The sequence below is a fragment of the Brevundimonas sp. EAKA genome (genome assembly GCF_000698025.1).
Classification (GTDB): domain Bacteria; phylum Pseudomonadota; class Alphaproteobacteria; order Caulobacterales; family Caulobacteraceae; genus Brevundimonas; species Brevundimonas mediterranea_A.
Window position 1 is genome coordinate 1 of sequence record NZ_JMQR01000175.1, and the last position, 5,071, is coordinate 5,071.

General features: G+C 68.5%; 6 protein-coding genes. 3 read left to right on the plus strand and 3 right to left on the minus strand.

What is annotated here, in order from left to right; translation table 11 throughout:
• Positions 1-231 precede the first annotated feature (231 nt).
• A complete protein-coding gene (locus ER13_RS16035) occupies positions 232-918 on the plus strand; it encodes a glutathione S-transferase family protein (protein ID WP_008263197.1) in 687 nt (228 codons plus the stop codon).
• 89 nt (positions 919-1,007) lie between these two features.
• Here the strand turns inward: ER13_RS16035 and ER13_RS16040 are convergent, their stop codons facing one another.
• Entirely contained in the window at positions 1,008-1,343 is a 336-nt protein-coding gene (locus ER13_RS16040) for a GIY-YIG nuclease family protein (RefSeq protein ID WP_035310876.1), read from the minus strand.
• 58 nt (positions 1,344-1,401) lie between these two features.
• Between ER13_RS16040 and ER13_RS16045 the strand changes: the two genes are divergently transcribed.
• Both ER13_RS16045 and queG read left to right on the plus strand, forming a co-directional pair.
• Positions 1,402-1,935, plus strand: a complete 534-nt coding sequence (locus tag ER13_RS16045; protein ID WP_008260572.1) for a DUF2239 family protein — start codon at positions 1,402-1,404, stop codon at positions 1,933-1,935.
• 56 nt (positions 1,936-1,991) lie between these two features.
• The gene (queG, locus tag ER13_RS16050) at positions 1,992-3,107 is read left to right on the plus strand and encodes a tRNA epoxyqueuosine(34) reductase QueG (RefSeq protein WP_008261519.1); all 1,116 of its coding nucleotides are present in this window, start codon (positions 1,992-1,994) and stop codon (positions 3,105-3,107) included.
• A 34-nt stretch (positions 3,108-3,141) separates the two neighbouring features.
• Here queG and ER13_RS16055 read toward each other — a convergent pair whose 3' ends face one another.
• Positions 3,142-3,657 carry an FKBP-type peptidyl-prolyl cis-trans isomerase gene (locus ER13_RS16055; protein ID WP_008262311.1) on the minus strand — a complete coding sequence of 172 codons (516 nt, stop codon included), beginning with the start codon at positions 3,655-3,657 and terminating at the stop codon, positions 3,142-3,144.
• On the minus strand, positions 3,638-4,840 hold the full coding sequence (locus ER13_RS16060; protein WP_035310878.1) for a threonine ammonia-lyase: 1,203 nt from the start codon (positions 4,838-4,840) through the stop codon (positions 3,638-3,640). Before ER13_RS16060 ends, ER13_RS16055 begins: the two co-directional genes overlap by 20 nt.
• Positions 4,841-5,071 lie beyond the last annotated feature (231 nt).

Sequence of the window (5,071 nt, forward strand, 5' to 3'; positions counted from 1 at the left end):
CACTTCCCCGCCGCCGACATCCTGATTCACGCCGATCCGCGCGGCCGGGTCTGCCCGCCCTCTGCCGACACGCCGCCGCTCGCCGCACCCGGTGCGTCGGAATCGACAGCTGACGCCGAACCACGCACCGCCGCCCCCACGACCACCCCGCCCAAAGGCCCCTGGTCCTGATCCTGTCCTGATCGCGATCCGGTAAATGGACATTAACGGGTGTCGGCGCATCAAGCGGCGATGTCCGAGTCCACCGTCCTGTTCCATTTCGCCTTCCAGCCCGCCTCGCGCGCCGCGCGCCTGGCTCTGGGCGAGGCGCGTATCGAATGGACCGACACCCCGGTCCGTCCGTGGGAGGACGACTGTCCGGTCAACGACTTCAACCCCTCGGGCCTGCCGCCTGTCGTCCAGACCACGGATCGCGGCCGCCCCCTGACCCTGTGCGAACTGCCCGCCGTCCTGGGCTGGATCGAGGATCAGCAGAAGGCCCCCCTGCTTCTGTCCGCCGACCCCGCCGAACGGGCCGAGGCGCGCCGCCTGACCGGCTGGTTCGAGCGCCGGTTCACCGATGAAGTCGACGCCGTCCTGCTGCATGAGCGGATGGAGAAACCCCTGCTCAAACTGGGCCCGCCCGAGGCCCGCGCCCTGCGCCACGGCCGCGACGCCCTGAAATCCCACCTCGCCATGCTGGAAGACCTGGTCGCCGCCCGCGACTGGCTGGCCGGCCGCCGCCTCAGCCAGGCCGACCTGATCGCCGCCGCACACCTGTCGGTGCTCGACTATTTCGGCGAGATCCAGTGGGCCAACTGGCCGTCGCTGAAGACCTGGTACTCCAAACTCAAATCCCGTCCCTGCTTCCGCCCCCTGCTGGCGGACAGGTTCGTCGGCGTGCCGCCCTCAGCCTGGTATGCGGACCTGGATTTCTGAAGCCTACCACCGCCTCTCCCTCCCCCACGGGGGAGGGCGGTCGCGCAGCGACCGGGTGGGGCCGGCAGAGCACAAGCGCACCGCCGCCCTTACAACGCCTCCGCACCCAACCGCGCGATCCACAGCTTCGCCCGGCTGACCAGTTCGTCCTTGCGACGAAGGTCCGAGATATCCTCCGGCAAGCGATCCAGCTGCTCGAAGCGGAAATCCTCGGGCGCGTGCGCCTTCCACGCCGCCTGCAATGACCGGTACGGGCTGCCGCCATGGCGCAGCGCGAACCACAGCCCGTTCTGTTCGGTGTCGATGTGGCGGCTCTTGCCGACCCAGACCTGGCCCGTCGCGCTGCAGATCACGGCATAGACCCCGGCGATGGTCGGCCGCTCCTTGTATGCGGCGATCAGAGTCTTGCGATTTGTCTGGGTCATGGCGCTCTCTTATTTATCCGGGTATAAACATGACAGCTAATTTTATCCGGGTAAATACATGAGCGACGAAGATCGCGATCTGGTGCTGTTCGACGGCCCCAACCGCATCGCCAGAGGCTCGGACGCCGCTGTCGTGGCCGCTTTCCGCAAGGCCCTGGCGGCCTCGCCTCAAGCCGCGCTGCGCGTGTTCGATCTGGCGACCGGCCGCCCGGTCGACCTGGACCTCCGCGAGGCAGAACCAGCTCCGGCTCCCAGGCGCGGCCGTCCGCGCCTGGGCGTCGCCGCACGCGAAGTCACGCTTCTACCTCGCCATTGGGACTGGCTGGCGGCCCAGCCCGGCGGCGCCTCGGCCGTCCTGCGTCGTCTGGTGGACCAGGCCCGCAAGACCGGCGCGGACGGCGACGCGCGACGTCGCCGCACCGAGGCCGCCTATGGGTTCATGGTCGAGATGGCCGGCGACGCCCCCGATTTCGAAGAGGCCAGCCGCGCCCTGTTCGCCGGCGACCGCGACCGGCTCGCCGCCCTGATCGCGCCGTGGCCCACGGACATCCAGGGCCAGATTCTGGAGTTGCTAGACGGCGAGGCCGCATAGACTCGACTCTCCCTCCCCCTGCGGGGGAGGGAGAAAACTATGCTATCCCCCGCCCCGTGTCCGATCGCCTGAAAACCTTCATCCGCCAGCGCGCGGCCGAGCTCGGCTTCGATGTCTGCCGCTTCGCCTCGGCGGCCGACGCCTGGCCGGCGGGCGAGCGGCTGCGTCATTTCGTGGACGAAGGCCGGCACGGCGACATGGAATGGATGGAAACGACGCTGGACCGCCGCCAGCACCCCACCGCCATGTGGGACGAGGCGAAAACCGCCATCGTCCTGGGCATGAACTACGGCCCCGACGACAATCCGCTGGACCAGTTGGCCGACCGTTCCGCCGCCTATATCTCGGTCTATGCGCGGGGCGACGACTATCACGAGGTTATCAAGGGTCGGCTGAAACAGCTGGCGGGCCAGATCGCGGCCCGCAACGGCGCCGACATCAAGGTCTTCGTCGACACCGCCCCCCTGATGGAAAAGCCCCTGGCCCAGCGCGCCGGACTGGGCTGGCAGGGCAAACACACCAATCTGCTCAGCCGCACCCACGGCAACTGGCTGTTCCTGGGCACGATCCTGACCGCCGCCGAGATCGAACCGGACGCGGCCGAGACCGAACACTGCGGCCGTTGCACCGCCTGTCTGGACGCCTGTCCGACCAAGGCCTTCCCCGCCCCGTTCCAGCTCGACGCCCGGCGCTGCCTGTCCTACCTGACCATCGAGTTCGCCGATCCCTGGCCGGTCGAGTTCCGCACCCTGACCGGCTCGCGCATCTATGGCTGCGACGACTGTCTGGCCGTCTGTCCGTGGAACAAGTTCGCCCAGGAAGCCCGCGAAATCCGGCTGGCGCCCCGCCCCGCCTTCAACAGCCCGCGCCTGGCCGACCTGCTGGCGCTGGACGACGCCGCCTTCCGCGCCCTGTTCACCAAGAGCCCGGTCAAGCGGATCGGCCGCGACCGATTCCTGAGGAACGTCCTCTATGCGGTCGGCAATTCCAACGACCCGACCCTGATCGCCCCGACGCAAGCCCTGCTCAGCGACCCCGCCCCCCTGGTGCGCGGCGCCGCCGTCTGGGCCCTGTCGCGTCTGATGGCCCCCGCCGACTTCGCCGTCCTGCGTCAGGCGACGAAAGAGACCGACCCCCAGGTTCTGCGCGAATGGCATGGCCTGAGCGCCTAATTCTGCGCAAGCGGCCTCGCGCAGAAGACGGGGATCACCCCATCGCCGTCCCTGCGCCGGATCCGCCGCCCGGAACCTTGGCCACGTCCAGCAGCTTCAGCCGGAAGATCAGCACCGAGTTCGCCGGGATCTTGGGGCTGCTCTGTTCGCCGTAGCCCAGCGCCGGCGGCACGAACAGGATCCACTCGTCGCCGACGTGCATCTTCTGCAGGGCCTCGGTCCAGCCGGGCACCACGGTCTCGGGCGTGAACACCGCCGGCGCCCCGCGCGCGAACGAGCTGTCGAACACGGTGTCGTCGACCCGCTTGCCCTCGTAATCGACCTTGACCAGGTCATTACGGTCCGGGCTGACGCCGCCCGCCGGACCCGCCTGGACCACCCGGTACTGCAGCCCGCTGGCCAGGGTCTGGACCCCTTCTTCCTTGGCGTTCTTCTCCATGAAAGCGGCGGCTTCCGCCTTGCCGGCGTTCGGATCGACCGGTTCCGACCGGCCACAGCCGACCAGCATCAGAACGGCGACGACGGCCGCCCTACCCCATCCGAAGTTCATAGCCGCGTTCCTTCAAGGCCTCGCCGATCTCGTCGGCGTGGGCGCTATCGCGCGTTTCGACCATGATGTCGAACTCCGCGCCCTTGGCCGGCACGTCCAGCGCCAGACGATTGTGGACCACGTCGATGATATTGCCGCCCAGGCCCCCGATCACCGCCGCCATGGCCGACAACATGCCCGGCCGGTCGTCGCCCAGGATGCGGTAGACCAGCAACCTCCGTTCACGGACCATCTCGCGATTCAGCACCACGGCCAGCATCCGCGCATCGATATTGCCGCCGCACAGCTCCAGCCCGACCTTCATCCCCTTGAACCGCTCGGGATAGGCCAGCAGGGCCGCCAGACCGCCGGCGCCTGCTCCCTCCGCCACCGTCTTCTCATAGGTGACGTAAGAGGCCACCGCCCGTTCGAAGTCCGCCTCCTCACAGACGAAGACCTCGTCCACCAAGGGGTTCGCCAGGGCGAAGGGGATGTCGCCCACCGCCTTGATGGCGATGCCCTCGGCGATGGTCTGGCCGGTGCAGACCGGGGGCTTGCCGGCTCGCCGGGCCGTGAAGGACGGATAGCGCGCCGCCTCGACCCCGAACACCTTAATGTCCGGTTTCATCGCCTTGGCCGCGATGGCGCAGCCGGCGATCAGCCCGCCCCCGCCGATGGGGATCAGCAGGGCCTCCAGATCCGGCGCGTCCTCCAGGAACTCGATGGCGCAGACCCCCTGGCCCGCCACGATCCCCTCGTCGTCGAAGGCCGAGACGAAGACATAGCCCTTCTCCGCCTCCAGCCGTTTGGCGGCCTCGGTCGAGCCGGTGAAGTCCAGCCCCTCGATCACCACCGTGGCCCCGTGGGACCGGGTGCCGTTGATCTTGGCGAAGGGGGTCCCCTCCGGCATCACGATGGTCACCGGCACCCCCAGCCGTCCGCCATGATAGGCCAGGGCCTGGGCGTGGTTCCCGGCGCTGGCCGCCACCACCCCGCGCTTGCGCTCTTCCGGCGTCAGCATCAGCAGCCGGTTCAACGCCCCGCGCTCCTTGAAGCTGCCGGTGAAGTGCAGATTGTCGAACTTCACCCAGACCTCGGCCCCGGTCAGCTGCGACAGCTTGCGGGAATGGCGGGTGGGGGTGCGGTCCACCTGACCGGCGATTCGGCCCTGAGCAGCCTGGATATCGGCGAAGGTGACGGTCATGATCGGATTCCACTCTGCCGCCGGGTGATCGCCCGACGAATTTTCTCGCGCTTCTTTCGCGCTTTGTCGGTTCCCGGTCCAGAGGGCGCAACCTTGACCGTGGAAGTCGCGTTGTCGCTCGTGCGATAAGTGGATCGTCGCACCCCCGCGACCGGTCCACGATCATTTCCGGCCCCGCCTCCCCCCAGGGCGGTCCGGATTTCCGGAGGAAGCCCCATGTCGATCCGCCCC